The sequence below is a fragment of the Chryseobacterium sp. 2P genome (assembly GCF_059579425.1).
The window spans coordinates 2802384-2827461 of sequence record NZ_CM184194.1; the positions used below are offsets into that span (position 1 = coordinate 2802384).

The following is a 25078-nucleotide window of genomic DNA, read 5'->3' on the forward strand; positions in this document are numbered from 1 at the left end:
TATTGACTATTCACGTTTAAAACGCTGTCGCTTTCAAGTTTAATCCTAAATTTTCTTCCCAGCCCATGGCGATATTCATGTTTTGAACTGCCTGCCCGGAAGCACCTTTTAACAAATTGTCAATCGCTGAGTGAATGACCGCAACATTCCCACATTTTTCAATCTGTATCACACAGCGATTGGTATTGACAACTTGCTTTAAATCAATTGCTTTTCCGCTTACCTGTACAAAAGGTTCCTCTGCATAAAAATCTTCAAACAACTGATAGATCTGTGAAAGTTCTAAATCTGTCTTTATTGTAGAACTTGTAAAAATTCCTCTCGCAAAGTCTCCTCTCCATGGAACAAAATTCAGACTGATTTCATTGGTATTAAAAGAAACTAATTGTTGTAAAATCTCATCCACATGTTGGTGTGTTAAAGTTTTATAAGCCGAAACATTATCGTTCCTCCATGTAAAATGCGTGGTTGCCTGTAAAGACTGACCTGCACCTGTTGAACCTGTGATTCCTGTTGTATACACTTCATTCAACAACCCTTTTTGAGCTAAAGGAAGCAGAGCGAGTTGAATTGCTGTTGCAAAACATCCCGGATTGGCAATGCTTCTGGCTCCGGAAAGTTGTTTTTTATTGATTTCGGGCAATCCGTAGATAAAATTTCTGTTTCCAAAGTTTCCATCGAGGCGAAAATCGTTCCCTAAATCAATCACCAATGTTTCATCTTTTATGGGATTCTGAATCAGCCAATTCTGACTTTCTTTGTGAGGAAGGCATAGAAAGAGAATATCGACTTCTTCAGACTGATCCGTTAAAATCATTTCACAAACCGTCGTTAAATCCGAGTACAAGTCTGAAATTTTTGTTCCCGAATTTGAACGGCTATATAAAAAACTCAATGACACATTGGGATGAAAAACCAACAGACGAACCAGTTCGCTTCCTGTGTAACCGTTGGCTCCGATGATTCCAATTTTCTTTTTCATTTTATTATTTTCCATAGGTTTTCACCTAAGGTTATTTATATTGAACCCTTCGGGTTCTTTGTTTGTATTGATCTTTTAATCCATAGGTTTTACCTACGGCTATTCGTATTGAACCCTTCGGGTTCATTGGTCTTTGACTCTCTTGCAGCCCGACCTGAACGGAAATCCTTTTATGAGGAGGAACGACGAATAAAAGATTGGGATCCTTCGACAAGCTCAGGATAAACTACAGGCGGATAAAGCTGCCCAAATTTTATTTATTAATCTGATGATATATGTTTAAAGAATTGCTTACAATCTTTGTGTAGCCTTTTACATCTTCGCCTGTCCATGCCCTGTTTGCTTCTCCGTAGCTTCCGAATTTGTCCGACATCAAATCATGCTGAGATTCAATTCCATTCAAAATAAATCGGTAAGGATGAAGGGTTACAAATACTTTTCCGCTGACTGTTTTTTGAGAATCAACAAGGAAAGACTCGATATTTCTCATCACAGGATCTAAGAAAAGTGCTTCGTGAAGCCAGTTCCCATACCAGTCGGATAATTGGGACTTCATCATCTGCTGATATTTTGAAAGCGTATGTTTTTCTAATAAATGATGCGCTTTGATAATCACTGAAGCTGCTGCTGCTTCGAAACCTACCCTTCCTTTGATTCCTACAATAGTATCTCCAACATGAATATCACGACCGATTCCGTAAGCGGAAGCCAATTCTTCAATTTTCTGAATTGCGTAAACCGGATGTTCAAAACTTTCTCCGTTTACAGAGATAATTTCACCATTTTTAAACTCAATCTCCAGTTCAGAGGGTTGATTTTCTTTAATTTGTGACGGAAAAGCTTCTTCAGGAAGATAATTTCGTGAAGTCAGCGTTTCCTTTCCGCCAACTGAAGTTCCCCAAAGTCCTTTATTGACAGAATATTGTGCTTTCTGAAATTCCATTTCATAACCGTGATTTTTCAAGAATTCAATTTCTTCTTCACGGGAAAGAGCCATATCACGAATAGGCGTAATGATCTCTACATTCGGACACATCACCTGAAAAATAAGATCAAAACGAACCTGATCATTTCCCGCTCCTGTACTTCCATGGGCAATTGCATCCGCTCCGATTTCAATCGCATATTTTGCAATTTCCTGCGCCTGAATGGTACGCTCCGCACTTACAGACAGAGGATAGGTATTGTTTTTCAGAACATTTCCGAAAATCAGATATTTTACACAAGAATTGTAATAATCTTCCTGAGCATCAACGCACCTGTATTCTTTTACCCCAAGATTCAGGGCTTTTTTCTCCAGTTCTTTTTCTTCATCTTTGGAAAAACCTCCGGTGTTTACAGTAACTGCATACACATCATACCCCAGTGTTTCGCTGAGATATTTGGCGCAGTAAGAGGTATCGAGACCTCCGCTAAATGCTAAAACTACTTTCTTGCTCATTATTGTATCTGTTTTCAGACTGATTATTTTCAGTGCTGTTTTTTGTATTATCGGGAACGAAAAGCATTGCTGTGCAAAGACAGTTTTTCCGTTCTTTTTTCATTAAAATATCATAATTCACGCAGCTTTTGCAGCCGTTCCAGAATTCTTCATCCTGAGTAAGTTCAGAATAAATAACGGGTTTATATCCTAAATCGCTGTTGATCTTCATTACTGCTAAACCGGTAGTTAATCCGAAAATTTTAGCGTTTGGGTATTTTTTTCGGGATAAAGCGAATACTTTGTCCTTGATTAAGGTTGCCACTCCCAAATGTCTGAATTCGGGAGAGACAATAAGCCCGGAATTGGCAACAAACTGACCGTGAGACCATGTTTCTATATAACAGAAACCTACCCACTTTCCTTTATCGGTGGCGACTACAGCATTTCCATCAGTAATTTTTTTACTGAGGTATTCTATGGAACGTTTGGCAATCCCCGTTCCTCTTCGCTGTGCAGAATCGTACATTTCCTGCTGTATTTCACTCACATACATCAGATGTATGGATGAGGAAATTTCTATTTCCATTTATTTATCTAAATTTTTTGGCAAATTTAAAATATAATTTCTTTTAAAACCAAATAAAAAAGATAATTTTATTGAATTAAATTAATATACAGGTAATTTTATCTTTAAACAAAATTAATATTTTGCTAAATTATTATATATTTGCTAAAAAGATATAGTTATGGAAAATCGCTGCCCGAAATGCAACACAGACAAAGTGGTTAAAAGCGGAATTGTAAACAACAAACAACGCTTTCTATGCAAAGACTGCAACTATTATTTTACGGTAAAAAAACTGGGAAAGCAAATAGATGATTACTACGTAACCAAAGCTTTACAGCTCTATCTCGAGGGATTGAGTTTTCGTGAAATTGAAAGAATTATAGGCGTTTCTCATGTGACGATCAGTTCATGGATCAAAAAATACAATATTACACGACCTCCTCATTCTGAGTTTCATCCGGTATATAAAATCCTAAAACAAAATGAGCTGATTGAATATATGAGTAAAGAAGAAAATCTGAAAAATTCAGGATTAATTATCACTCAGTTTGCAGACAAATATATGCTCATTAAGTGGGAAAGATTTAAAAAATAATTTCAAAATCAATTGAAAATAAATGAATTGAGAATTTAAAATTCAGCTCAACAACAATAAATTTTAAACTCAAAACTTAGAATTTTAAGATCTATCTATATACTTACCATTAATATATATTAAATTTCTTTAAATAAATTTTTAATTACAATTTGGCTTTCACAAAAAACAACGCCAAAAATTGATAATTTATGAAGAAATTAATCACTTTTATTGGATTGGCTCTAATCAGCAATTCTTTATACGCTCAAGGTTCGCCGGATTACGGAAGCGGATTAAAAATTAATCTTAATCAGCAGGGCGATAAATATGTCAGGTTCATTTTATGGGATCAGTTCTGGTTGAGGAACACGCAAATGAATCCGGGAAGTATGGTTGGCGGAGAACCGACAGACAATTCTTGGAGTCTGGGAAACAGGAGATTACGTACTTTGGCGTACGCTCAGATTTCCAAAAGATATATGATCTTAGCGCATTTTGGGATTAACAATCAGACATTTATCAATGGAGGCGGTTCGGGAACTTCAGGAACAGGAGGTTATGGAAACGGTAAAAAACCGCAGCTCTTTTTTCATGATGCATGGAATGAATACGCTGTATTTCTACCCGGAGAAGCAGGAAAATTTACCTTGTCTTTAGGGGCGGGACTGCATTATTACATGGGACTTTCCCGAATGACGATGGCTTCAACTTTAAACTTCCTTACGGTTGACTCCCCTATTTTTACGTGGCCATTAATCGATAATTCCGATCAGTTTGCAAGGCAACTGGGAATGTTTGCTAAAGGTAAATACGGAAAACTGGAATACCGTTTCAGCTTAAATAAGCCTTTTGCAACGGATTTAACTCCGGTAAATGTTACCGATCCGGCTAAAGCGGTTGCCGTAGACAATAACGGAAATCCTAATTTTTCAAAAGCGGGATATGTAGAGTATCAGTTTTTGGATGAAGAATCCAACGTATTGCCTTTCAAAGTAGGTTCTTATCTGGGAACCAAAAAAGTTTTTAATCTTGGCGCAGGATTTTACCATCAAAAAGACGGAACCCGAACTTCTATAAATTCCACTGTTGAAAAGCACGACATCACCCTTGTTGCAGTAGATGCTTTTGCAGATATTCCTTTGGGAAATGCTAAAAATAAAATGGCAGTTTCCGCGTATGCAGGTTATTACAACTATCAGTTTGGTCCGAATTACGTGAGAAATTTAGGAATTATGAATATCGCTGCTTCTGATCCGAATTTTACGGGAAGCAAAGCCATTGCAGGAGTAGGAAATCTGCAGCCAACCATCGGAACAGGGAATATTATCTACGCACAAGCCGGATTGCTATTGCCAAGTCAGGCTGAAAAACCGAAAATCAGAATCCAGCCTTTCGCGGCGTATACTCACAAGAATTTTGAAGCGTTTGACAAATCTTCGTCACAGTTTGATGTGGGCGCAAACTGGTTCATAGACGGTCATCATGCGAAAATTACCACGCAGTATTCAACAAGACCGGTTTATACAAGTCCTACGGAAAGTCCTTCTTCAAAAGGGGAATTCATTGTACAGTTCCAGATTTATTTATAAAAATATTAATCATTATTTTTTTTACAATCGCAAAGACGCAAAGCTTTTTTAAACCAGAACGTTTTTAAGACGCAAGAAAATCAAAGATTTTCAGCAAGTCCCTTTTAAATTTTATCGAAGATAAATTCTTTGCGCCTTACAACATAAAGCATATAAAATTTTCCTTGCACCCTTGCGATAAAAAACAAAAACTATCAAAATCCAATCAATTTAAACTAACATCAAAAATTAAAGCATATGAGCGATAACAATGAAATAAGCTACGAGAATATGACTGATAAGCAAAAGAATCGTACGATCTGGAGCGTCATTACAGCATCATCTCTCGGAACACTGATCGAATGGTATGATTTCTATATTTTCGGAAGTCTTGCCGTTGTACTGGCTACTAAATTTTTTCCGGCAGATAATCCTACCGCAGCATTTTTATCCACGCTTGCTACTTTTGCCGCAGGATTTGTCGTGAGACCTTTCGGAGCATTATTTTTCGGGAGATTAGGAGATCTTATCGGGAGAAAATACACCTTTTTGGTTACTTTACTGATTATGGGATTTTCTACATTTCTTATCGGATGTATTCCCAGTTATGAAACCATAGGATTTATGGCTCCTGTTTTGGTATTAATTTTAAGATTATTACAGGGATTGGCTTTAGGAGGTGAATATGGAGGCGCTGCAACTTATGTCGCAGAATACGCACAGCCCGGAAGAAGAGGCTACTGGACTTCATGGATCCAGACTACTGCAACAGCCGGACTTTTCATTTCACTTATTGTAATTATGGTGACAAAAACCACTCTTTCCACTGAGGAATTTGACGGTTGGGGATGGAGAGTTCCGTTCTGGATTTCGATATTAATGGTAGGAGTTTCTTACATCATCAGAAAAAACATGAAAGAATCTCCGCTTTTTGCCAAAGCTAAAAGTGAAGGAAAAACTTCTAAAAATCCATTAAAAGAAAGTTTCGGAAATAAACTGAACTTCAAATTTGTCCTTCTTGCCTTATTCGGAGCAGCGATGGGACAAGGAGTAATCTGGTACACAGGACAGTTTTATGCGATGAGCTTCCTTCAGAAAGTGATGAATATTGAATCGATTCAGGTGGATTATTTAATGGCAACTGCTTTGTTTTTGGGAACTCCGTTCTTCGTTTTCTTTGGATGGCTTTCTGATAAAGTTGGAAGAAAAGCAATCATGATGACCGGAATGCTGATCGCCATTTTAGCGTACAGACCGATTTATGACAGGATGTTTAAAAGCGTTGATTTAAAATCCAAAACCTTTGCAGAAAGCGGCTTGGTTGAAAAAAGAACGGCAAAAATTCATGATAAAATTGCAACGGACAGTTTAATCACCTTTCACAAAGAAACGCTTTTCACAGACGGAACTTTAGCTAAAAAAGACAGTATTGTACACTGGTCTCCGACCGGACCTGTGATGAAAGACGGAAAAGCTGAAGAAGCAAAGGTAACTCAGTCGATAAAGATCAACGACAGCACAAAATGGTATCTTGTATTTTTAGTTTTCATTCAGGTGATTTTTGTAACGATGGTTTATGGTCCTATTGCGGCATTTTTAGTTGAAATGTTCCCGGTAAGAATCCGCTACACTTCGATGTCGCTCCCTTATCATATCGGAAACGGCGTTTTCGGAGGACTGCTTCCTGCTGTTGCCACTTATCTCGTAACCACAGGAAAAGACGGAGGACATCCTGAATGGTATCTGGAAGGACTTTGGTATCCGATAGGCGTTGCCGGAGTCTGTCTTTTAGTCGGATTAATTTATCTTAAAAATAAGAACAATAATATTCACGATTAATCCCGGAATCACTTAAAAATTTATTAATTTTAAAACTACTAAAATGAACAAAATACTCAACACAATAAAAAAAATATTTGGCATACTCTGGATCGCCATTGCATTAGTTGTAGGATATTTCGGAATTACAGTAATGGGAATTCCCAAAATCACCTCAGGAAAACAGGAAGATCTGGTTTTCGGGATCATTATCCTTTGTGTACTGATGCCGATTATTTCCGGCGGAATGGCAATTTTTGGCTACTATGCGCTAATCGGGGAATATTCTGACGATAAAGTTTAATCTATTGATGATGAATGATAATTGATGCATGATACAAAAATGTCAGACCATCAATTATCATTCATTTAATTATCATATATGAAAAAAAGACACGAACAAAAACTGATCATTCTGAGCATCGGACTTCTGATTGCCTTCAGTATTCCGGTTTCACTGCTTTTCAACAATGACCGGGAAGTTTTCGGTTACCCGATGATTCTGGTTTATATTTTCGCTGTCTGGATGGTTTCCATCATTATTTCTTTTGTAATCGTAAAAAAGTATGATGAGTAGTTTCGCTTTATTCACTGTAGTTTTGTTTTATCTGGCACTTTTATTCTTAGTTGCTCATCTGGCGGAGAAAAAAAAGAGCAAGCTCTGGATCAACAATCCTTACATCTACGCGCTTTCCCTTGCTGTGTACTGTACCGCATGGACATACTACGGAAGCATTGGTGTGGCGGCAACAAGCGGGCTTAATTATCTTCCGATTTATGTGGGACCGATAATGGTGATTCCTGCATGGATTTACATCAACACGAGAATTGTACGTATTTCCAGAGTGAATAAGATCAGCAGTTTAGCCGATTTTATTTCTTTGCGATATGGGAACAGCAGAAGTTTCAGCGCGATTATTACAGTGGTTTGTCTTTTGGCAATTGTTCCGTACATCGGTTTGCAGATCAAGGCTATTTCTGAAACTTTTCATCTGGTAACCAAAACAGCAATTTCTAAAAACATTTTAACGGATAACGCAACTTTCGTTGTTGTTTTAATTGCTTTATTTTCATCCTATTACGGAACACGTTACGTTGATGCTTCCGAAAAACGTTTGGGAATAATTTCCGCTATTGCACTGGAAAGTTTTCTTAAGCTATTCTTTATTATTATTTTAGGATTATTTGTTATTTACTTTGCATTTGACGGATTCTCGGATATTTACCAAAAGGCAAGTCTTTTTAAGGATTTTAAAGAAAAAAATACGTTCAACGGTATTGAAGGTGCGATGAACTGGATGGTGCTCTGCATGATTTCGGGAACAGCGATCTGTATTCTTCCAAGACAGTTTCATACCGCGATCGTAGAAAACCGACAGGAAAAACACATCAAAACAGCCATCTGGTTTTTTCCGCTTTATTTATTGATTTTCACGATCTTCATTTTTCCTATTGCATGGGGAGGAAGACTGATTTTTAATGGACAGAACGTCAATCCGGAATTCTACTCTATCCTGATTCCGCAATATTTTGACAATACTTTAATTACAGTTTTGGTTTTTCTGGGAGGTCTGAGCTCATGCATTTCGATGATTATTATTTCCGCGATCACCTTATCCATCATGCTTTCCAATAACCTGATTATTCCTTACGGATTATTAGGAAAATTTAAATCTGAAAACGAAATTCAGAATACAAGAAATATCACCAACATCAGGAAATTCAGTATTTTCGCACTGATTATCATGGCTTTTGGTTTTTACAAATATTTTATTTTAAAAACTTCGCTGGATTCTGTCGGATTAATTTCTTTCGTTGTCATTGCTCAATTGGCACCTGCTTTTTTCGGAGCTATTTTCTGGCGTAGAGGAAGTTACAAAGGTGCTGTTATCGGTTTATTGGCAGGATTGGCAATCTGTTATTTCGGATTGATTATTCCACAATATTACTTCTCTTACAATCAAGAATTTAAAGGTGTTTTAAGAGAGCTTTACAATGCTTTTGACTTTTTCAAGATTTCCTTTTTAGGAAGAATTCCACAGATTTTCTTCTGGTCTCTTTTAGTGAATACTGCTTTATTTTCAATTATTTCTGTCAGCACTAAAGGAAATTACCGTGAAAGAAATTTTGCTGAATTGTATGTAGACATTGACAAGTACATTCAAAACCACGAAAATGCTTTTATCTGGCGCGGAACAGCCTACGTTTCGGACATTAAAAATATTCTGGAACGATTTTTAGGTAAAAACAAAACCGAACAGGCGTTAAGAATTTTTAATTTAAAATACAATATTGATTCGCAGACGGAAACCGCCGATTCAAGATTTATTAAATTTTCCGAAAATCTTCTTGCGGGTAGAATCGGAACGGCTTCTGCTAAAATTTTAATTGAAGGCGTTACCAAAGAAGATAAAATCTCATTAAAAGAAGTTTTAAACATTCTTGAAGAATCAAAAGAAACCATCACGCTTAATAAAAAGCTTACCGAACAATCGGAAGAGCTGCAAAAGTTATCCGATGATCTGAGAAATGCCAATGAAAACCTCATCATTAAAGACCGTCAGAAAGATGATTTTCTGGATTCTGTTGCCCATGAACTAAGAACTCCGATTACCGCCATCCGTTCCGCCGGAGAAATTTTAGCTGATGATGACGATATTCCTCTGGAAATTAAAAAGGAATTTTTAAACAACATCATTACAGAATCCGACAGGCTGAGTGAAATCATCAACGATATTCTGTATCTGGACAAATTGCAGCATGGCGAAATCGTACTGCACATTCAGGAAAATAATATTCTTGAAACGTACAAAAAAGCAGTAAACCCTCTTATGCATCTTATTCAGCAGAAGAATATTCATCTGAGTGAGGTCAATCTTCTCAATCAGTTTGTATTTAAATATGATGAAGCAAGAATGATTCAGCTTTTTCAGAATATTTTAGGAAATGCTTTGAAATTTACGGATGAACAGGGAACTATTCAGACCAAATTATCAGAAACGGAAGATTGGTTAATCATTAAAATCTTCAATACCGGAAAGCATATTCCCGAAGAGGATCTGGAAATGATTTTCGATAAATTTTATCAGTCGAAAAATCAAAACATTTTGAAACCAACGGGAAGCGGACTAGGACTTGCCATTTCAAAAAAAATCACAGAAGCTCAGGGCGGAACCATAAAAGCAGAAAACAGCGGATTGGGCGTGACTTTTACGATTGCTCTGCCAAAAGAACAAGAAGGAGAACCCGAAGGGTTCAATTTAAATAGCCGTAGGTAAAACCTATGGAAATAAATAAACACAAATGAGAAAATGGGAACATATCGACAAATATTTTATCATATTGTTTTCGGAACCAAACATCGGGAACAAACAATTAATGAAGAAAATGAATCAGAGCTATACAAATATATTTGGGGAATTTTAAAAAATAAAAAGTGTAAATTATATAGAATTAACGGAATGCCAGATCACATTCATATTTTTTGTGACGTTCATCCGAATATCACTCTCAGCAACCTTGTAAAAGATATAAAAGTTGCATCCAATTTATGGATGAAAGAATCGGGATTATTTCCTGAATTCTCAGGGTGGCAGGAAGGATATGGAGCATTTACCTATTCATTAAAGGATAAAGAAACAATAATAAATTATATAAAAAATCAAAAACATCACCATAGAACAGAGACTTTTGATGACGAATTTAAAAAGCTTTTAGCAGAACATGGAATCGAGCCGGAATTCAATTAATAAAATTCAACCCTTACGGGTTGATTTGATGCGAATCTTTATTCCATAGGTTTCACCTACGGCTATTTAAATTGAACCCTTCGGGTTCCCCAAAAGAAACAAAAAAAATAATGCAGTTGAACAAAAAGACAATCACAATATGAAGAAGATAATCATTGCCGATGACGAGCACAAAATATTAATGTCGCTGGAATACAGCTTCAAGAAAAACGGATACGATGTATTTATTGCAAGAGATGGAACAGAAGTTCTGGAATTTCTGAAAACAATGACGCCCGATGTCATTTTATTGGATATTATGATGCCGAATCTCGATGGATACAGTACCCTGGAACTAATAAAACAGGATGAAAAACTGAAAGATACAAAAGTAATTTTTCTGAGTGCCAAAAACAATCCGAAAGACATTGAAAAAGGTCTGGAAATGGGAGCCAATGCTTACGTTACAAAGCCTTATTCAATCAAAAAACTCATGCAGCAGATTGAGGAAATGTTTTAATACATTTTACAAACCGTCATTGCGAACGAAGTGAAGCAATCTCAACAAAATATTAAAAGATTGCTTCGTCACTACGCTCCTCGCAATGACAAAAACACAAAAACTAATATGAGTACAGATATTTTATTTAAGCAAAGTATAGAAGACAAGGAGAACTTCTGGAAAGAACAGGCTCAGGAAATAAGTTGGTTTGAATTCCCGAAAACTATCACTTCTAATGACGAAAACCAATACAATCAGTGGTTTCCGGACGGAAAACTCAATATGTGCTATTTATGCATTGATAAACATATTGAAGATGGTTTTGGAGATCAGGTTGCGGTTATTTACGATTCTCCGGTAACGAACCAAAAGCAAACCTACACCTTCAATCAAGCCAAAGAAGAAATTTCGAGATTGGCAGGAGGATTAATTTCTTTAGGTCTAAAAAAAGGCGATACTGCTGTCATTTATATGCCGATGATTCCGCAGACTTTGTTTTCCATGCTTGCGTGCGCGAGAATCGGAGTCATTCATAATGTGGTTTTCGGCGGTTTTGCACCACATGAACTCGTAGTGAGAATTGACGACTGCAAACCAAAAGCATTAATTACGGCAACCGCTGGAGTTGAAATTGCAAAAAGAATCCCTTATCTGCCTTTGGTAGAAAAAGCGATCGAACTGGCACAAGATAAGGTAGATCACATCATTGTGTACAACAGAAAACTGGTTGATAATCAACATGAAATGTTTGATGGATTAATTGATTACGAAGAATTGATACAGGATTCAGAACCTGCGGACTGTGTTTCGGTGCAATCCACTCATCCACTCTATTTGCTGTATACTTCCGGAACGACAGGAAAGCCAAAAGGCGTTGCAAGAGATACAGGAGGCTATGCAACTGCGTTGAAGTTTTCGATGAAATATATTTATGGAATCGAGCCGGGAGAAACTTTTTGGGCAGCTTCCGATTTCGGATGGGCAGTTGGTCACAGTTATACCGTCTACGGTCCTTTAATCAACAGAAATTCGACGATTATTTTTGAAGGTAAACCTATTATGACGCCCGATGCCGGAACATTCTGGAGAATTATTTCCGAATATAAAGTAGCAGCCATGTTTACCGCTCCTACCGCAATCAGAGCCATCAAAAAAGAAGATCCGAACGGAGAATTGGTGAAAAATTACGATTTAAGCCACTTCAAAAAGCAGTTTTTAGCAGGAGAAAGATGTGATGTTGCCACTTTAGACTGGTTTGCAGAACATATCGGCGTTCCGGCAATCGATCACTGGTGGCAGACAGAATCAGGTTCGCCAATGCTTGGTTTAATGACTTTTAATGAAGACTACAAAATCAAAAGAGCTTCCGCAGGAAAACCAATTCCCGGCTATGATATTAAAATTTTCGATGAAAACGGTTATGAACTGGATGCGCATCATGAAGGTTATTTAGTTATAAAATTACCGCTTCCTCCCGGAGCTTTACTGGGAATATGGAAAGATTATGACCGTTTTGAGAAAAGCTATCTCTCGCAGTACAAAGGCTATTATTTTTCCGGAGACGGAGCCATAAAAGATGAGGACGGCTATATTTTCATCACAGGAAGAGTGGATGATGTAATTAATGTTGCAGGACACCGCCTTTCCACTTCCGAAATGGAAGAAATTGTTTCTTCTCATCCCGATGTTGCAGAATGCGCTGTTGTAGGAATTGATGATGAACTGAAAGGACAGATTCCTTTTGCAACGGTTGTTTTAAAAAACGGATCCGCTGTTTCCGAAGATCAGGTAGAAAAGGATATCGTAAAAACAGTCCGTGAAAAAATAGGCGCCGTTGCCTGTCTTAAAAATGTGATGGTTGTAAAACGCTTACCTAAAACCCGTTCAGGAAAAATTTTAAGAAAGCTGATCCGAACTCTACTGGACGGAAAAGAATTCCAGATTCCTTCAACGATTGATGACGAAAAAATCATTGAAGAGATTCAGGAGAAAATTGGAGATTACAGAAGATAAAATATAAAATTGTTTAAACTATTTCAGGATTAACCACAAAAGTCGCAAAAGACAGTATTAAAGTGAATTTCTATAATAATTAAAGCGCTCAAAAGAATAAAAATCAACTTTAAATAAAAATTTAAACAGACTTTAAAAGAGACTAAAAATTTAAATAATAAAATTTCAAAAAAGAAAGGATATGAGAAACTATCAGATAGAAAACCTACCGCAATATTTTGAAGAGTATAAAAAATCTATCAAAAATCCTAAAAAATTCTGGGACAAAATTGCAGATGAAAATTTCGTGTGGTATCAAAGATGGAGCAAGGTCGTAAAATACGATATGAATGAAGCAAAAATTTCGTGGTTTAAAAATGCTAAATTAAATATTACCAAGAATTGCATCGACAGACATTTAGCGGTAAGAGGCGATAAAACGGCAATCATTTGGGAACCCAACGATCCGAAAGAAGAAGCACAGCATATTTCTTACAACGAACTCTACAAAAGAGTCAACAAAACCGCCAATGTTCTTCGTGAAATGGGCATCGAAAAGGGCGACAGAGTCTGCATTTATCTTCCTATGATTCCGGAATTGGCAATCACAATGCTGGCTTGTGCAAAACTGGGAGCCGTTCATTCCGTTATTTTTGCAGGATTTTCGGCTTCAGCCGTTTCTTCAAGAGTAAATGACTGCGGCGCAAAAATGGTCATCACCTCAGACGGAAGCTACAGAGGAAACAAAGTTCTGGATCTTAAAAGCATTGTAGACGAAGCACTGGAAAAAACGCCAAGTGTAGAAAAAGTTTTGGTGGTAAAAAGAACCAACAATGAAGTGAAAATGAAGGAGCACAGGGATTTTTGGATGGAAGATCTTTATGAAAATGCCTCTCCGGATTTCGTTACCGTAATTATGGATGCGGAAGATCCGCTGTTCATTCTTTATACTTCCGGTTCTACGGGAAAACCTAAAGGAATGCTTCACACCTGCGCCGGATACATGGTGTATACTGCGTATACTTTTAAAAATGTATTCAATTATAAAGAAAATGATATTTATTGGTGTACTGCCGATATTGGCTGGATTACAGGACATTCCTACATCCTTTATGGTCCGCTTTTAAACGGTGCAACCACTGTCATTTTCGAAGGGGTTCCTACTTATCCTGAACCTGACAGATTCTGGGAAGTGATTGAAAAACACAAAATTACACAGTTTTATACGGCTCCTACTGCGATCCGTTCTCTGGCTAAAGAAAGTTCAGAATGGGTAGACAAACACGATTTAAGCTCGTTAAAAGTGATCGGTTCTGTTGGAGAACCTATTAACGATGAAGCTTGGCATTGGTTCAACGATCATGTAGGTAACAAGAAATGTCCTATTGTAGATACTTGGTGGCAGACAGAAACCGGAGGAATTATGATCTCTCCTCTTCCTTTCGTTACCCCTACAAAACCAACGTACGCAACACTTCCTTTACCGGGAATTCAGCCTGTTCTGATGGATGATAAACGCAACGAAATTACCGGAAATCAGGTAACAGGAAATCTGTGCATCCGTTTTCCATGGCCGGGAATTGCCAGAACGATCTGGGGAGACCATCAAAGATACAAGGAAACCTATTTTACCGCTTTTCCGGGGAAATATTTCACAGGAGACGGTGCTTTGCGTGATGAGGTTGGCTATTACAGAATTACAGGCCGTGTAGATGATGTGATTATTGTTTCCGGACACAATTTAGGAACTGCCCCAATTGAAGACAGCATCAACGAACATCCAGCTGTAGCGGAATCTGCAATCGTAGGGTATCCTCACGACATCAAAGGAAATGCTTTGTACGGTTTCGTGATCCTGAAAGAATCCGGAGAAAGCAGAGATAAGGACAATCTTAAAAAAGAAATTAATCAGTTAATTTCAGACCAGATCGGTCCGATTGCCAAGCTTGATAAAATCCAGTTTGTTTCGGGACTTCCGAAAACGCGTTCCGGAAAAATTATGCGTAGAATCCTCAGAAAAATTGCGGAAGGAGATTTCAGCAACTTCGGAGACATCACTACCCTTTTAAATCCTGAAATTGTGGAAGAGATCAAAAACGAAAGGATTAACTAAATTATATAAACTGATGTATCAGGGAGCGGGCTTTTAGTCCGCTTTTTCTTATTTGCACTCTGACATACTTACTAAATATTGATTCAATAGACAGTTTCAAAGAAACATACAAATTTTATAGATTTTACATTAAAATAATAATTTATTTGAATTTTCACTAAAATATTTCACCTATAATAGCTAACTTTATATACTCATTAAAACCAATGCTTATGTCAAATATATTAGCTGGATTATTTGGACATCACAGCGATTATAAAAAAATAGAAGCAGACCTTGAAAACTCAGGTTTCAAAGATTCAGAATACATTGTATATCTTCATGATGATGAATTACACTCCCAATATCTGGTAAGTGTTGTCGTGAAAGATGAGCATCAGACCGATAGTGCTTCCGGTATTTTCAGTGAGAATGATGTTTTAAAGACCTATCTTTTTGAAAATATGGAAATTGAACAGGCAAATTACATGAACATCAAGAGATTTATTGATGCCAGAAACAAAGCAGAAATCCACAACAGTCCCGATGTAAAGATTAAAATCTCTACCGCCGGAATAGATTCTGAAGTAAAATTTTAACCATTAAAGATAAAAATTAATAACCACCGATCCGCAGAGCGTTCTGCGGATTTTTAATGCTGAAAACTGCAAAAAAATTCGTATTTTCGTGTAAATATAGGCTTTTACACAAATGAGTTACGACTTAGAACAGGAAAACAAGGAGATCCTTGCAAGGTATAAGGATCTGATTTCGAATACATACAGAACTTTGGATGAGGAAAATAACAAGCTCATCCGTAAGGCATTCGATATAGCGCTCGATGCGCACAAAGATCAGCGAAGAAAATCTGGTGAACCCTACATTTACCATCCTATTGCTGTTGCCAAAATTGTAGCAACGGAAATCGGTTTGGGAGCCACTTCCATTGCCTGCGCCTTACTGCATGATGTAATTGAAGATTCCGACTATACCTACGAAGATCTGAAGAAAATTTTTGGGGAGAAAATTGCCAATATCGTGAATGGACTTACTAAAATTTCCATTATGAATCATCAGAATATTTCGGTACAGTCTGAAAACTACAGAAAGCTTCTGTTAACGCTGTCTGAAGATTTCAGGGTGATTCTGATCAAGATTGCAGACCGTCTTCACAATATGCGTACTCTGGAAAGCATGGCACCGGACAAACAGAAGAAAATTGCTTCCGAAACCGTATATATTTACGCTCCGATGGCGCACCGTCTCGGATTATACAACATCAAATCTGAGCTTGAAGACCTTTCTTTAAAGTATAACAATCCGGATGTTTACAAAGAAATTACCGAGAAATTAGAACTCGCCAAAGAAAGCCGCGAAAAATATATTGAGGAATTTAAAAAAGAAGTTTCTGAGAAATTAAATGAAGAGGGATTAAATTTCAAAATTAAAGGACGTGCAAAAGCCATTTCTTCAATTTACAGGAAAATGCTGAAACAGGGAGTTTCTTTTGAAGAAGTTTTCGACAATTATGCCATCCGAATTATTTATAAATCGGATGCCAAAAACGAAAAATTCCTTGCATGGAAAATTTACTCCATTGTAACGGATGTTTATCACAGTAATCCATCCAGAATGCGGGACTGGATTACACAGCCGCGTTCTACAGGATACGAAAGTTTACACTTAACGGTTCTCGGTCCTGATAAAAAATGGATTGAAGTACAGATCCGTTCCGAAAGGATGGATGAAATTGCGGAAAAAGGAGTTGCAGCACATTACAAATACAAAGAAGGCTATAAACAAAGCTCTGAAGACCGGAATTTTGAAAACTGGGTAACTGAAATCCGGGAAGTTCTGGAACAGCAGCAAAACCTTTCTACATCTGAACTTTTGGATAATATTAAGCTGAATTTATATTCAAAGGAAGTCTTTGTATTTACGCCAAAAGGTGAGATTAAAATTTTGCCGACCAATGCAACCGCTCTGGATTTTGCATTTTCCGTTCACTCCGATCTGGGAATGAAATGTTTAGGCGCAAAAATCAACGGAAAACTGGTGCCGATCTCTTACGTTTTGCAAAATGGAGATCAGATTGATATTTTATCTTCCCAAAACCAGAAACCAAAATCCGACTGGCTGGAATTCGTTGTTACTTCAAAAGCCAAATCAAAGATCAAGAGTTACTTAAACTCACAAAAAAATCAGTTAGTAGAAGAAGGAAAAGAAATTTTGCAGCGAAAACTGCGTCATGCGAAAATTAACTTTAACGATGAAGAAGTAAACAAACTTCAGAAGTTCTTTAACCTTAAAACTTCTCAGGAGCTTTTTCTTAAATTTCAGTCCAACGATCTGGATGCAAGCAGTTTAAGGAAATACATTGAAAGTAAAAACGTATTCAACAACCTGCTTTCAAGATTCAGAAAATCACCTGCGAAAAATACAACTTTTGTAGAGCCGAAAGAGCAGAATCTTGACATGATTGTCTTTGGAAAAGATGAAGAAAAACTGAACTACAGCTATGCAAAATGCTGTACAGTAATTCCGGGAGACAAAATTTTCGGATTTATCACGATTTCAGACGGGATCAAAGTACACAGCGACAATTGTCCGAACGCGATCAACCTTCGCGCACAGTACGATTACAGGGTAATTCCTGCAAAATGGGTAAATGCGGAAAGCTTTAAGAACAGAGTGAAAATAGAAATTGAAGGACTCGACAGAATGGGAATGATTAATGATATTACCACTGTCATCAGTGGAGCGATGGGAATGGATATGAAAAGTATGTCCATCGAATCCAATGACGGAATTTTTACCGGAACGATCATTCTCGAGGTAAAAAATAAAAGCCAGCTTGAACAGACCTTCACCAAACTGAATGATATTAACGGCGTTTCCAGAGTGAGACGACTACAATCTTAGATATGAATTTAACGGTATATTTTAAAAAATTTTTCGAAAGCAGTCAGGCTTCAGGAATTATCCTGATTTTCTGTGTTTTAGTTTCCTTACTTATTGCCAATTCCTCTTTTGCGGAAAGCTTTCAGCACTTTCTGGACAGAGAAGCAGGAACAGAAATTTTTCATTTAAAATATCCCGTTAGTATCTGGATTAACGACGGTTTAATGGCTATTTTCTTCCTTTTGGTGGGGTTAGAAATTAAAAGAGAAATGGTAGAAGGCGAACTTTCTTCATTTAAAAATGCTTCTCTGCCGATATTTGCGGCAATCGGCGGTATGCTTGTTCCGGCAGCTATTTACAGCTTTTTCAATTTCGGAACCTCATACGGAAACGGATGGGGAATTCCGATGGCAACAGATATTGCTTTTTCATTGGCTATTATTTCCATGTTGGGAAAGGGAATTCCAAACTCGATTAAAATTTTCCTTGCTGCTTTAGCCATTGTAGACGATTTGGGAGCGATTCTGGTCATTGCAGTATTTTATACAGAGCAGATTCACTGGAACTATTTACTGCTGTCTTTAGGGATTACCGCTTTATTATTTTTATTGAATTTTCTGAAAGTTACCCGAATTATCTTCTATCTGATTCCGGGATTATTTTTGTGGTATTTCCTTCATCATTCAGGAATTCACGCTACTATTGCAGGAGTTTTACTGGCATTTACCATTCCTACCAATGTTTCCAATGTTGAGATTTCGCCTTTAGAAAAACTGGAGCATCAGCTTCATTTCCCGGTAAGTTTCATCATTATGCCTGTTTTTGCTTTAACCAATACCAACATCACTTTCAATAACGAAATGATCGGAGGTCTTACAAGCACTTTAGGTTTGGGAATTATTATCGGATTAGTTGCAGGAAAATTAGTCGGAATCAATCTTTTTTCTCTGATTGCCATAAAGCTGAAAGTAAGTTCACTTCCTCAAAACAGCACATGGATGCACATGATCGGCGTAGGATTGCTTGCTGGAATTGGTTTTACGATGTCTATTTTTATCGCACTCTTATCCTTCAAGGATGAAATTCCGATTCAGGATGAGGCTAAATTTGCGATTTTAATAGCTTCTTTTATTGCTGCCGTTTCAGGTTTTTTAATTCTGAAAATAAGTTCTAAAAATGATATTATCGAAGACGGGGAAAACTAATTTTCTTTGTCTTTTTTATCGGTCAATTTCCACTTATGATTTTCATCGCCTTCCAGATCCGGCTCAGAATTTTTTGCATGATAGCCTTTTGCTTCTTTCTTCAGTTCGTCGGAAAGCAGTTTTTCGATTCTCACTTTTCTTATTGCCATATTGAGTTCATTTCCGAAAAGTAAGAGATAAACATTTACATTTACCCAAACCATTAAAAGAATCATACTTCCGATGGAACCGTAAAGAACGTTGTAACGGGCGATATTCTTCACATAAAGCGCGAAACCGTAAGTAGTGAGTACAAATAAAACCGTTGTTAAAATAGCTCCCGGAACCGCCTGTCTGAATCTGGCAATTCTTACCGTTCCCAGCCAGTAAAATAAAGCCAGTAAGATAAAATAAAAGATAGGGAATGATACAAATCCGATGATTTTGGAAAGGTTATCCACCAGCCACGAAATATCCTGAACCGGCGTAAACAGTTTAAGCACAAATTCTGAATAGTAGACTCCGAAAAGGGCTAGAAATACAATCGTAATAAACCCGATAGTGATGAAAAAAGACAGGATAAATTCTTTAACGTCCGACATTTTTTCATCTGTATTTTCATTAAATCCGTTGATGAGTGAAAAGGTTCCGTTTGTTGCGAATATCAAAGCAAAAACTATGGTTAAATTACTGATTCCCTTCATATTGGGAACAATACTGGTTTCTATATAATTTCGGACATCACCTTCTATATTGGAAGGGAAAACATTATGCAGCAACACTTCGAAAATATAAAACTGAAGCTTATCATAATGAGGCATATACGGCAAAACCGAAAGCAGGAACAGAATAAACGGAAAAAGACTGATGGTAAAACTCCACGAAATTGCCGCAGCTTTTCGTCCGATTTTATCTTTAAAAATACCGCTGATATAGATCTGAAACATCTGCCAAAGCGATATTCCCAAAAAAGGAATATGTATATCGTCGAAAAATTCTTGAATTTTCAAGATGAATTTAGGAAGTTTTATGCCCATATTTATTTACTTCATCATAAAGGTGCCATACAAAAATAATGATTTTTTTAAACTTGAAAATCTGATGCCAATTTTCAGATGATGAGATTCTTTAATTTATGAATATCTTTGCTGTCTAAACTTAAAATAAAAAATGCAGATTAATTTGCTTTGCATCGGCAAAACTGACGATAAGGAAATTTCTTCTTTAATCAATTACTATCTGAAACGTCTTCCCAAACACTGGAATTTTGAAATCATTGAAATCCCTGATGTAAAGAACGCCAGAAATCTCTCCCCTGATCTTCTTAAAAAGGAGGAAGCTAAACTTTTTATGAATCATATCGACAGAACAGATTCCGTAATTATTCTCGATGAAAAAGGAAAACAGTTTACCAGCAGAGAGTTTGCCCAGAAAATTGACAACTGGATGAATTCTTCCGTGAAAAAAATTCATATTCTGATTGGCGGAGCTTATGGTTTTTCAGAAGAAATCTACAGCAGAGCGAATGAAAAAATGTCATTATCCAAAATGACTTTTACGCACCAGATGATCCGATTATTCATTGTGGAACAATTATATCGAGCAGACCAGATTTTACAGGGAAAACCTTATCATAATGATTAAATAGGATAAGGTTTTAAAAATAATATTAAACTTTTAAGCCAATCTGTCTTTTTGCTTCGCCCACCACAAAAGCAACGGAATTGGCAATATTAAAACTTCGGATCAATTTAGACATCGGAATGGTAAGATGATTTTCAAAACGATCAAGCACATCTTTGCTTAAACCTACACTTTCTTTTCCGAAAACCAGCCAGTCTCCATCCTGAAATTCTGTTTCCAGATAGGACTTTTCAGCATGCGAACTCATCAGGAAAACTCGGGACAAATCCGGAATATTTTTAACCCATTCGTCAACATTCTCGTATTCGGTAACATCAAGATGAATCCAGTAATCCAGACCGGAGCGTTTCAGGTTTTTATCATTAATGACAAATCCAAAGGGATGAATTAAGTGTAATCTGCTTTCGGTTCCTACACACAATCTCCCGATATTGCCTGTGTTATTGGGTATTTCCGGTTCTACGAGAACGATATTTAACATGACGTATTTTTAAGGGTTCAAAAATAATTAAGTTTTACTAAATTCTGCTATTGATATAAAAACTTGTTAAACTAATTTTAGAATAAACCGCAAAAGCTGCAAAAGACCTTTATACTGCAATAATCAGAATTTAAAAGAATAAAAATCGAAGATTTTTTTAAAACTGTACCTTTTTCATTTGCAGCCACTAGCTTTAAATAAAGTTTCACGGCTAAATAATAGTTTAAAGATTTAAAAATAAAAACGGACCATCTGATCCGTTTCAATTACATTTCTATCTATTTTGTTCTTAGAGCCTTTTCAAATATTTCTAAATGAAAGTATAGCTTTTTCTTAATTTAACATTAAGAAATTAAGCTGGTTAGAGTGATTTTTATTAAAGAATTAAGAAATCAATAAATTGATTTTATTAAGTTTTTTAAGCTAAAGAGGCATAATCTATTAATGATTAAAATTTATTTTTTAACCTCACATTTAGAATAATAATCCATCAATAAAGGCTTTTCATATCCTAAGCTTACTGCTTTATCTAAACTTGCACATGCTTCTTTAGGCTTTGCTGTTTCAAATAAAATCAAAGCTTTGTTCACATGAGCCTGAGCAAACTTTGGATCTATAGAAATCGCTTTATTAACGTCCGCAAGAGCTTCTTTGTTTTTTTTCAGCCTAAAATAAACGTCTCCTCTTCCACTGTACAGTAAAGATTCAGGTTTTTCGGAGATAAGCTGGTTGTAATCTTTTAAAGCCCCTTCAAGATCTCCGCTGTTTTTTTTCAGATTCGCGAGTCCGGTTCTTGCATAAATATTATCGGGTGCAAACGTAAGAATTTGGTTCAGATCTTTCATGGCAAGATCTTTTTTGCCTAAACTTTCGTAGACTTTTGAACGGGTAAGGTAAATATCTGCGTTTTCAGGCTCAATCTGAAGCCCTTTGTTGAGATAATCGATTGCTGCCTGTTTATTTCCTTTCTGTCCGTGAATGGAGCCTAAATTGGCGTATACAGCAGCAGACATAGGATTTGCTTTTAAGGCGGATTCGTAAGATTTAAAAGCCATTGAAGTTTTGCCAAGTCTTCTCTGGGCAGTTCCTAAATTGTTGTAATATTCCGACTGTAATTTCTGGATTCTTTCACTCTGAGCCAGTTTAGAATATTGTTCTTCCGCACATTTATAGTCCGCTTTCTGAAAGCAGTCTTCAGCTATTTTTTTGTCCTGTGCGTTAAGATTGAATGAAGTAAATACTGTTGCTAAAAGGAATAAAGATTTTTTCATGAAGTTATTTTTTGTTTGTTGATTACTTTTTTTGCGAGCGCACTGAAAACCACTCCCAATAAAGATCCAACAAACGCCCCCACCAAAATATCTATCGGGAAATGCACTCCTAAATAAATGCGGCTGTATGCAACTACTGCCGCCCATACAAATATAACATAAGGAAACCATTTAAGATTCTTTTTTAATAAAATACTTAAATAAGTTGCCAGAAAAAATGTATTAGAAGCATGAGCAGAGTAAAAACCATACTGTCCGCCACATTTCACAATTCTCATGTGATGTTCTAATGTGGGATCATGACAAGGTCTTAATCTGGCAACGCCATATTTGAAAACACCGGCAAGCTGATCCGAAACCGCTACACCAATACCTACAAAGATCAATATAAAAACCAATGATCTTAATTTGTAATTTTTGAATAAAAAATAACAGAAAATAATATAAAGCGGAATCCATATCCATGTACTGGAAATGAGCTGCCAAAACTGATCGAAAGACGAGTCTCCCAAGTTATTGAGAAACAAAAAAACTTTTTTATCTTCCTGAATGATCTCCTCCATCCTATCTGCTTACAGGACCTTCGTAGGTTTCGTCTTCAGAAGGTTTTGGTTTTGGAGGTTCATTGGATGCCTGAGATGTCTGAGGTTCGTTCAGGATGTCTTTCTCAACATCATTCATCGGATTGAAATCTTTTGCAGCATCTTTTACTTTCTCAATTTCGCGCTTGATCTCAGAAACAGGATTGTCTGTTTCTTTCATGATCTCGGTTTTGATGTCTTCCACTGCACCACGCATTTTTCGTACACCCGAACCCAAGTCGCGTGCAATCTGAGGAAGTTTATCCGGTCCGAATAATACAACGATTGCTATGGCAATCAGTGCCATTTCTCCAATGCTTAATTCCATACTGTAAAATTACGAAAGATATACGAAATTGGATGTTAAATATTAACTTTTAATAAAATATTAAGCTGTATTAAAAATTATTCAAATAATCAACTTTATGTAAATATAAGATAATTAAATAATTACATCACGAAAATATTGTTTTATATTATTGAAACTATGTAATAATTCTTTCTTTAAATGTAGACTACAGTTCTTCTTTTTTGATATTTTTTTTCCTAAAATTAATATAAGTAATAATCACGCTGATCGTCATTAAAATGAAAGCTAAGAAAAAAGGCGCACCCGAAAATTTAAAAGGAGCTTCGTCGTGGGTGAAAAAGTAAAATAAATTCGTCATCATCGGAGGACCAATAATTGAAGTGGCACTCATCAGACTTGTTAATGCACCCTGTAATTCCCCCTGTTCATTAGCAGGAACACTTTTCGTAATTACCGACTGCAAAGCCGGTCCGCAGATTCCTCCTAAACAATAAGGAACTAAAAATGCAAACATCATCCAGCCTTGTGTGGCAAATGCAAAGAGAAGCATCCCGAATGCATACAAAGCAAGACCGTAATAAATACTTTTTTCTTCTCCCAGTCTGGGCGTTGTCCATCGGATCAAGCCTCCCTGGACCAAACCGACAAGCAAACCAACCACTCCTAAAGAAATTCCTACCATTCTTTCATTCCAGTTGAATTTATACATGGTGAAGAAACTCCAGTTGCTTTGTACGGCGTGTCCTGAGATATAAATTAAGATCAAAGAAACAATTAAACCTGAGATTTCGGGATGTTTTCCCAAAAATTTAAAAGAACCGACAGGATTTGCTCTTTTCCAGTTGAATTCTCTTCTTTTATCTTTATCTAAACTTTCGGGAAGGATAAAATATCCGTAAAGGAAATTCAGCAGACATAATCCTGCAGCCGCATAAAAAGGAACTCTGGAACCATATTCTCCCAAAAGACCACCCAAAACGGGACCAATGATGAATCCCAGTCCAAAAGCAGCTCCAATGAGTCCGAAGTTTTTTGCACGGTCTTCATCTGTAGAAATATCCGCAATATAAGCACTCGCCGTAGTTACACTTGCGCCTGTAATTCCGGCAATAACGCGGCCTAAAAACAGCCAGACAATGGAAGGAGCCAAAGCAAGGAAAATATAATCTATTGAAAAACCGAAAAGCGAGATCAGAATAATAGGTCTGCGCCCGAATTTATCGCTGAGATTTCCTACAATCGGAGAGAAAATAAATTGCGTAAACGCATACGCAAAACCAAGCCAGCCACCATATTTTGCAGCCTCACTTATGTTACTATGAATAAGTTCTTCAATAAGTTTCGGAACCACCGGAATGATGATTCCCCACCCCGTAATATCAATCAGTAATGTAATAAAAATGAAGCCGATTGCGGCTTTTTTTCTAGAGTTTTCCATACACCTGCAAAATTAGAA

General features: G+C 36.7%; 23 protein-coding genes. 14 read left to right on the forward strand and 9 right to left on the reverse strand.

Features of this window, described 5'->3' with window-relative positions:
* Window positions 1-16: 16 nt before the first annotated feature.
* The 3 genes from argC to AC52CF_RS12785 all read right to left on the reverse strand — a co-directional run bounded on the left by argC (window position 17) and on the right by AC52CF_RS12785 (window position 2991).
* Entirely contained in the window at window positions 17-982 is a 966-nt protein-coding gene (argC, locus tag AC52CF_RS12775) for an N-acetyl-gamma-glutamyl-phosphate reductase (RefSeq protein WP_214589347.1), read from the reverse strand.
* A gap of 253 nt (window positions 983-1235) precedes the next feature.
* Window positions 1236-2423, reverse strand: coding sequence for an argininosuccinate synthase (gene argG / locus AC52CF_RS12780; protein WP_496517229.1), 1188 nt, complete (start codon window positions 2421-2423; stop codon window positions 1236-1238).
* Window positions 2395-2991 carry a GNAT family N-acetyltransferase gene (locus AC52CF_RS12785; RefSeq protein WP_185205749.1) on the reverse strand — a complete coding sequence of 199 codons (597 nt, stop codon included), beginning with the start codon at window positions 2989-2991 and terminating at the stop codon, window positions 2395-2397. Before AC52CF_RS12785 ends, argG begins: the two co-directional genes overlap by 29 nt.
* Window positions 2992-3151: 160 nt before the next feature.
* Between AC52CF_RS12785 and AC52CF_RS12790 the strand changes: the two genes are divergently transcribed.
* The 13 genes from AC52CF_RS12790 (at window position 3152) to nhaA (ending at window position 19356) form a co-directional block, all read left to right on the forward strand.
* The gene (locus AC52CF_RS12790) at window positions 3152-3568 is read left to right on the forward strand and encodes an IS1/IS1595 family N-terminal zinc-binding domain-containing protein (protein ID WP_050379900.1); all 417 of its coding nucleotides are present in this window, start codon (window positions 3152-3154) and stop codon (window positions 3566-3568) included.
* A 191-nt stretch (window positions 3569-3759) separates the two neighbouring features.
* Window positions 3760-5139: a porin gene (locus AC52CF_RS12795; protein ID WP_375181555.1), complete on the forward strand. Its 1380-nt coding sequence runs from the start codon at window positions 3760-3762 to the stop codon at window positions 5137-5139.
* Window positions 5140-5376: 237 nt separating this feature from the next.
* Window positions 5377-6957: an MFS transporter gene (locus tag AC52CF_RS12800; protein WP_214589344.1), complete on the forward strand. Its 1581-nt coding sequence runs from the start codon at window positions 5377-5379 to the stop codon at window positions 6955-6957.
* A 43-nt stretch (window positions 6958-7000) separates the two neighbouring features.
* Window positions 7001-7240 carry a DUF6814 family protein gene (locus AC52CF_RS12805; RefSeq protein WP_214589343.1) on the forward strand — a complete coding sequence of 80 codons (240 nt, stop codon included), beginning with the start codon at window positions 7001-7003 and terminating at the stop codon, window positions 7238-7240.
* Window positions 7241-7318: 78 nt separating this feature from the next.
* Entirely contained in the window at window positions 7319-7513 is a 195-nt protein-coding gene (locus tag AC52CF_RS12810) for a hypothetical protein (RefSeq protein WP_214589342.1), read from the forward strand.
* Window positions 7506-10214 (forward strand): ATP-binding protein, encoded by a 2709-nt coding sequence (locus AC52CF_RS12815; RefSeq protein ID WP_214591062.1) that lies wholly within the window; start codon window positions 7506-7508, stop codon window positions 10212-10214. Before AC52CF_RS12810 ends, AC52CF_RS12815 begins: the two co-directional genes overlap by 8 nt.
* A 33-nt stretch (window positions 10215-10247) precedes the next feature.
* Window positions 10248-10685 carry an IS200/IS605 family transposase gene (gene tnpA, locus AC52CF_RS12820; protein WP_214589341.1) on the forward strand — a complete coding sequence of 146 codons (438 nt, stop codon included), beginning with the start codon at window positions 10248-10250 and terminating at the stop codon, window positions 10683-10685.
* Window positions 10686-10824: 139 nt separating this feature from the next.
* Window positions 10825-11184, forward strand: coding sequence for a response regulator transcription factor (locus tag AC52CF_RS12825; RefSeq protein WP_214589340.1), 360 nt, complete (start codon window positions 10825-10827; stop codon window positions 11182-11184).
* A 108-nt stretch (window positions 11185-11292) separates the two neighbouring features.
* Window positions 11293-13179, forward strand: coding sequence for an AMP-binding protein (locus AC52CF_RS12830; RefSeq protein WP_214589339.1), 1887 nt, complete (start codon window positions 11293-11295; stop codon window positions 13177-13179).
* A 181-nt stretch (window positions 13180-13360) separates the two neighbouring features.
* Window positions 13361-15271: an acetate--CoA ligase gene (acs, locus tag AC52CF_RS12835; protein WP_214589338.1), complete on the forward strand. Its 1911-nt coding sequence runs from the start codon at window positions 13361-13363 to the stop codon at window positions 15269-15271.
* Window positions 15272-15483: 212 nt separating this feature from the next.
* Window positions 15484-15849 (forward strand): hypothetical protein, encoded by a 366-nt coding sequence (locus tag AC52CF_RS12840; RefSeq protein ID WP_214589337.1) that lies wholly within the window; start codon window positions 15484-15486, stop codon window positions 15847-15849.
* A gap of 112 nt (window positions 15850-15961) precedes the next feature.
* Window positions 15962-18172: a RelA/SpoT family protein gene (locus tag AC52CF_RS12845; RefSeq protein WP_214589336.1), complete on the forward strand. Its 2211-nt coding sequence runs from the start codon at window positions 15962-15964 to the stop codon at window positions 18170-18172.
* 2 nt (window positions 18173-18174) lie between these two features.
* Window positions 18175-19356 (forward strand): Na+/H+ antiporter NhaA, encoded by a 1182-nt coding sequence (gene nhaA / locus AC52CF_RS12850; RefSeq protein ID WP_375181553.1) that lies wholly within the window; start codon window positions 18175-18177, stop codon window positions 19354-19356.
* Here nhaA and AC52CF_RS12855 read toward each other — a convergent pair.
* A complete protein-coding gene (locus AC52CF_RS12855) occupies window positions 19353-20372 on the reverse strand; it encodes a YihY/virulence factor BrkB family protein (protein WP_375181552.1) in 1020 nt (339 codons plus the stop codon). The two genes, nhaA and AC52CF_RS12855, sit on opposite strands and share 4 nt — an antisense overlap.
* Before the next feature lie 133 nt (window positions 20373-20505).
* Here AC52CF_RS12855 and AC52CF_RS12860 point away from each other — a divergent pair, with 133 nt between their 5' ends.
* On the forward strand, window positions 20506-20979 hold the full coding sequence (locus tag AC52CF_RS12860; protein ID WP_108411135.1) for a 23S rRNA (pseudouridine(1915)-N(3))-methyltransferase RlmH: 474 nt from the start codon (window positions 20506-20508) through the stop codon (window positions 20977-20979).
* A gap of 25 nt (window positions 20980-21004) precedes the next feature.
* Here the strand turns inward: AC52CF_RS12860 and AC52CF_RS12865 are convergent, their stop codons facing one another.
* From AC52CF_RS12865 to AC52CF_RS12885, 5 genes are all read right to left on the reverse strand, one after another.
* On the reverse strand, window positions 21005-21460 hold the full coding sequence (locus AC52CF_RS12865) for a tRNA (cytidine(34)-2'-O)-methyltransferase (RefSeq protein ID WP_496517230.1): 456 nt from the start codon (window positions 21458-21460) through the stop codon (window positions 21005-21007).
* Between the two features lie 455 nt (window positions 21461-21915).
* Window positions 21916-22731, reverse strand: a complete 816-nt coding sequence (locus AC52CF_RS12870; protein ID WP_496517231.1) for a tetratricopeptide repeat protein — start codon at window positions 22729-22731, stop codon at window positions 21916-21918.
* Complete coding sequence (locus AC52CF_RS12875) at window positions 22728-23294, reverse strand: phosphatase PAP2 family protein (protein ID WP_375181550.1); 567 nt, start codon at window positions 23292-23294, stop codon at window positions 22728-22730. Before AC52CF_RS12875 ends, AC52CF_RS12870 begins: the two co-directional genes overlap by 4 nt.
* A gap of 1 nt (window position 23295) precedes the next feature.
* A complete protein-coding gene (locus AC52CF_RS12880) occupies window positions 23296-23640 on the reverse strand; it encodes a Sec-independent protein translocase subunit TatA/TatB (RefSeq protein ID WP_375181549.1) in 345 nt (114 codons plus the stop codon).
* A 187-nt stretch (window positions 23641-23827) separates the two neighbouring features.
* A complete protein-coding gene (locus AC52CF_RS12885; RefSeq protein ID WP_375181548.1) occupies window positions 23828-25060 on the reverse strand; it encodes a TCR/Tet family MFS transporter in 1233 nt (410 codons plus the stop codon).
* Window positions 25061-25078: the final 18 nt, after the last annotated feature.

What these genes read in the sequence shown, in the direction of transcription:
- AC52CF_RS12870 (WP_496517231.1), bottom strand. Translation starts at nt 22,731, where the DNA reads ATGAAAAAATCTTTATTCCTTTTAGCAACAGTATTTACTTCATTCAAT.
- AC52CF_RS12860 (WP_108411135.1), top strand. Translation starts at nt 20,506, where the DNA reads ATGCAGATTAATTTGCTTTGCATCGGCAAAACTGACGATAAGGAAATT.
- acs (WP_214589338.1), top strand. Translation starts at nt 13,361, where the DNA reads ATGAGAAACTATCAGATAGAAAACCTACCGCAATATTTTGAAGAGTAT.
- AC52CF_RS12875 (WP_375181550.1), bottom strand. Translation starts at nt 23,294, where the DNA reads ATGGAGGAGATCATTCAGGAAGATAAAAAAGTTTTTTTGTTTCTCAAT.
- AC52CF_RS12840 (WP_214589337.1), top strand. Translation starts at nt 15,484, where the DNA reads ATGTCAAATATATTAGCTGGATTATTTGGACATCACAGCGATTATAAA.
- AC52CF_RS12785 (WP_185205749.1), bottom strand. Translation starts at nt 2,991, where the DNA reads ATGGAAATAGAAATTTCCTCATCCATACATCTGATGTATGTGAGTGAA.
- nhaA (WP_375181553.1), top strand. Translation starts at nt 18,175, where the DNA reads ATGAATTTAACGGTATATTTTAAAAAATTTTTCGAAAGCAGTCAGGCT.
- argG (WP_496517229.1), bottom strand. Translation starts at nt 2,423, where the DNA reads ATGAGCAAGAAAGTAGTTTTAGCATTTAGCGGAGGTCTCGATACCTCT.
- AC52CF_RS12825 (WP_214589340.1), top strand. Translation starts at nt 10,825, where the DNA reads ATGAAGAAGATAATCATTGCCGATGACGAGCACAAAATATTAATGTCG.
- tnpA (WP_214589341.1), top strand. Translation starts at nt 10,248, where the DNA reads ATGGGAACATATCGACAAATATTTTATCATATTGTTTTCGGAACCAAA.
- AC52CF_RS12865 (WP_496517230.1), bottom strand. Translation starts at nt 21,460, where the DNA reads ATGTTAAATATCGTTCTCGTAGAACCGGAAATACCCAATAACACAGGC.
- argC (WP_214589347.1), bottom strand. Translation starts at nt 982, where the DNA reads ATGAAAAAGAAAATTGGAATCATCGGAGCCAACGGTTACACAGGAAGC.
- AC52CF_RS12815 (WP_214591062.1), top strand. Translation starts at nt 7,506, where the DNA reads ATGAGTAGTTTCGCTTTATTCACTGTAGTTTTGTTTTATCTGGCACTT.
- AC52CF_RS12880 (WP_375181549.1), bottom strand. Translation starts at nt 23,640, where the DNA reads ATGGAATTAAGCATTGGAGAAATGGCACTGATTGCCATAGCAATCGTT.
- AC52CF_RS12805 (WP_214589343.1), top strand. Translation starts at nt 7,001, where the DNA reads ATGAACAAAATACTCAACACAATAAAAAAAATATTTGGCATACTCTGG.
- AC52CF_RS12830 (WP_214589339.1), top strand. Translation starts at nt 11,293, where the DNA reads ATGAGTACAGATATTTTATTTAAGCAAAGTATAGAAGACAAGGAGAAC.
- AC52CF_RS12810 (WP_214589342.1), top strand. Translation starts at nt 7,319, where the DNA reads ATGAAAAAAAGACACGAACAAAAACTGATCATTCTGAGCATCGGACTT.
- AC52CF_RS12885 (WP_375181548.1), bottom strand. Translation starts at nt 25,060, where the DNA reads ATGGAAAACTCTAGAAAAAAAGCCGCAATCGGCTTCATTTTTATTACA.
- AC52CF_RS12855 (WP_375181552.1), bottom strand. Translation starts at nt 20,372, where the DNA reads ATGGGCATAAAACTTCCTAAATTCATCTTGAAAATTCAAGAATTTTTC.
- AC52CF_RS12795 (WP_375181555.1), top strand. Translation starts at nt 3,760, where the DNA reads ATGAAGAAATTAATCACTTTTATTGGATTGGCTCTAATCAGCAATTCT.
- AC52CF_RS12790 (WP_050379900.1), top strand. Translation starts at nt 3,152, where the DNA reads ATGGAAAATCGCTGCCCGAAATGCAACACAGACAAAGTGGTTAAAAGC.
- AC52CF_RS12845 (WP_214589336.1), top strand. Translation starts at nt 15,962, where the DNA reads ATGAGTTACGACTTAGAACAGGAAAACAAGGAGATCCTTGCAAGGTAT.
- AC52CF_RS12800 (WP_214589344.1), top strand. Translation starts at nt 5,377, where the DNA reads ATGAGCGATAACAATGAAATAAGCTACGAGAATATGACTGATAAGCAA.